The 2,006-nt window shown below is 41.6% G+C and carries 3 protein-coding genes; 1 reads left to right on the top strand and 2 read right to left on the bottom strand.

Going from position 1 to position 2,006, the window contains the following annotated elements; translation table 11 throughout:
• Both LD39_RS20135 and LD39_RS20130 read right to left on the bottom strand, forming a co-directional pair.
• Positions 1 to 404, bottom strand: a 404-nt coding sequence (locus LD39_RS20135) for a VOC family protein (protein ID WP_035552749.1), incomplete at its 3' end; no start/stop codon positions are given.
• A 26-nt stretch (positions 405 to 430) separates the two neighbouring features.
• The gene (locus LD39_RS20130) at positions 431 to 1,291 is read right to left on the bottom strand and encodes a helix-turn-helix domain-containing protein (protein WP_035552745.1); all 861 of its coding nucleotides are present in this window, start codon (positions 1,289 to 1,291) and stop codon (positions 431 to 433) included.
• 143 nt (positions 1,292 to 1,434) lie between these two features.
• On the opposite strand from LD39_RS20130, the gene LD39_RS20125 reads away from it, so the two are divergent.
• Positions 1,435 to 2,001: a hypothetical protein gene (locus LD39_RS20125; RefSeq protein WP_052158977.1), complete on the top strand. Its 567-nt coding sequence runs from the start codon at positions 1,435 to 1,437 to the stop codon at positions 1,999 to 2,001.
• Positions 2,002 to 2,006 lie beyond the last annotated feature (5 nt).

The raw sequence follows: 2,006 nt of genomic DNA, 5'->3' as shown, positions 1-2,006 counted from the left end.
TCAAAAGTGGCATCTGGATTCCAAGCCACTTCCCATAAATTGTTCTCAGGATCTGCAAAATAGGAGGTTCGCCCTCCCCAGAACGCATTACTCGGCTCCCGTAAAATTTCTCCCCCGAGCTCTCTTACTTTTTCAATGACTTCATCTACCTGTTCTTTTTCATCGACATTGATCGCAAGTGTGACTGGGTTGTAGCCGCCAGATGATCGATTCAATTCCACTCCTGCATCCTTCTCCAACTCTTCCAATGGAAATAGTGTAAGCATCACTCCCGCCGTTTTAAAAACGGCATAAGTATCAGAGCTAATATCGGCTTCCTCCCAATCTAATTTTTGATAAAAAGATCTCAGTTTCGGTAAATCTTCGGCTCCTAGTGTAATTAATGAAACTCTTTGTGGGATCATTCTTCCACTCCTTTTTTAAAATCTGCCTATATTGTACCGTTAGTCTGCTCCTCTGTATTGTAAAAATCGGACACTTTTAACGAATAAGGTGTCACTCCGATCCTCTTTTTTATATCTTTTGAAAAATGAGATTGATCATAAAAGTCGAGATGGTCGGGCTGTTTGAGCCTTGAAGAGGAAGAACGGTCAATCCATTCGCAGAGAACCGATTGAAACCGTATAACCTGGCTGAACTTCTTGGGGCTCATGCCGATGTGTTGATCAAACAAGCGCTGAATACGCCGTTTGCCGATCACTTCTTTTTCACTGAGATCACTTACTGCGGCCATTCCGCTAGAAGATAAAATACGAAAGAGAAGGTTATCTAATCGACTTTCATTCCTAATCATTCTTACATCAGACTTTAAGACGCTGATCAGGATTCGATCACAAGTTTGAATCAACTCGTAAACGTTTGGTGAAGCATAAAAGGCTTCGCGTAACTTCCGCGTTAAGGAAGGATTAATATCCTCCAAACCAGTAAGCCTCTGAGCCGCTTCTTTCGCATTATGACTAACAAATGCCGTAAACTTTCCCGGATAGAAGCGGATGCCGAATGACTTTTTTACGGAATAAGGATCTTCTTTAAACGTGAAGTAATCTTCAAAAATGCCACAATGTAGAATGTCACATTCTTCTGAGAGTTTATTGTATTCGATAATAATGTCTGTACACCCATCTGGAATTATGGTTGAAGTACAGTTCGGGTCATCGATTATAGCTTTCGGCTCAGAACTCCAGTAGCAGCATACATATGGCTCTAAAAAGGGATGAGGTCGATATTCGCAATAGTTCGTATGGGGACTTGTCATGATTTTAGGACTATACGTATCAAATAAACTAGTCATTCTCTCCCCTCTTCCCTGTGATAGGATTCTATGTATTTTATTCCACAGGAATCGCCACTTCTCCTTTTTTGCATTCGAATAAATTCTACTTGTAGATGATCGTCATATAATCTAATGAAAGGTCTAATAAGGAGTGGTTACAAGTGAGTGAATTCCATATATTTTCGATAGTTACAGTCGGGGTCATTGTTATTGCCTCCATCATTTTAGCCAGCAGATTCCATAGGACTCTTCATCACAGCCAGAAGATGGTCATAGCAATGGCCACGGGTACAAGCCTTGGGTTGGTCATTGGGCTGCTAGGAGCTGCCTTTTATCAGGACAACCTGTTTTTATCCTTGCTCATCAGCCTCAGTGGAGGAGCAATCCTTTCAGGTTTATGCAGCTTTAAATTAGGAGTCGTTTCAACTCTGGAAGGTGTTACTGCTGGCTTGATGGGTGGACTGATGGGGGCCATGCTAAGTGAAATGGTCCTGCCAAACCAATCCCTCCTCTTCATACAATTATTATTAACTTTGGCGGCCACTAGTCTTCTTCTCTACCCGGTGCTTACAAATCTATCTTCTAATCATAATCAGATTACTTCTAAAAAGTGGTTTTTGAAACCATTTCTTATTTTGCTGCTCGTAGCTGGATATCTCATAGGGGGAAGTCTATTCGATGCGACCCCGAAGCACCAGCCCGTTGATCAGCATCATCATATGGGATAAAAAAG

The sequence above is a fragment of the Halobacillus sp. BBL2006 genome, assembly GCF_000786645.1.
Lineage (GTDB): Bacteria > Bacillota > Bacilli > Bacillales > Halobacillaceae > Halobacillus.
The sequence above is the reverse complement of the archived record's forward strand: the minus strand, read 5'-3'. Positions and strand labels throughout refer to the sequence as shown.